This window comes from Acinetobacter rongchengensis, assembly GCF_003611475.1.
Classification (GTDB): domain Bacteria; phylum Pseudomonadota; class Gammaproteobacteria; order Pseudomonadales; family Moraxellaceae; genus Acinetobacter; species Acinetobacter rongchengensis.
Map to the genome: position 1 here is coordinate 1 of NZ_RAXT01000185.1, position 606 is coordinate 606.

Annotated in this window: 1 protein-coding gene; it reads left to right on the plus strand. The window is 43.6% G+C overall.

The window, feature by feature from the left end; all coding sequences use genetic code 11:
• On the plus strand, window positions 1-606 hold a 606-nt coding region (locus tag D7V20_RS19430; protein ID WP_171407872.1), incomplete at both ends, for an IS66 family transposase.

The following is a 606-nucleotide window of genomic DNA, read 5'->3' on the forward strand; positions in this document are numbered from 1 at the left end:
ATGCAGCATCAGTCTCTAGCACAATCAAATCAAGAATTAGAAAAATCAAACCAGCAATTGGATGCCAAAGTTCAACATCTTGAAGTCACCAATCAGCAATTAGATTCTAAAGTTCAACATCTTTCTATTCTCAATCAAAAATACGAGCATGAACTCGCACTATTTAAACAGCACAAATTCGGCAGTAAAAACGAACATCTCACTGCAAAACAAATCCACCTGTGGGATGAAGCGGTTGAAGAAGATATTGCTGCGGTTGATCTAGAACTGGAACGGCTAAATGCAGATAAAACCGATGCAGCGACACAGAAAGCCAAAACCAATAAACCTAAACGTCGACCACTGCCAGATCATCTACACACCATCCGTATTGAGCATGAACCTGCATCAACCCAATGCGCTTGTGGCTGCCAACTCCGTCGTATCGGCGAAGATGTCAGTGAAAAACTGCATTTCAGACCGGCACAGTTCTATAAGGAACAGCATGTGCGTGGTAAATGGGTCTGTGATCAGTGTGACACCCTGACTCAGCAAGCGATGCCCGCCTATGTGATTGATAAAGGCATTGCTTCACCTGAACTGCTCAGCCATGTTTTGGTATCGAAA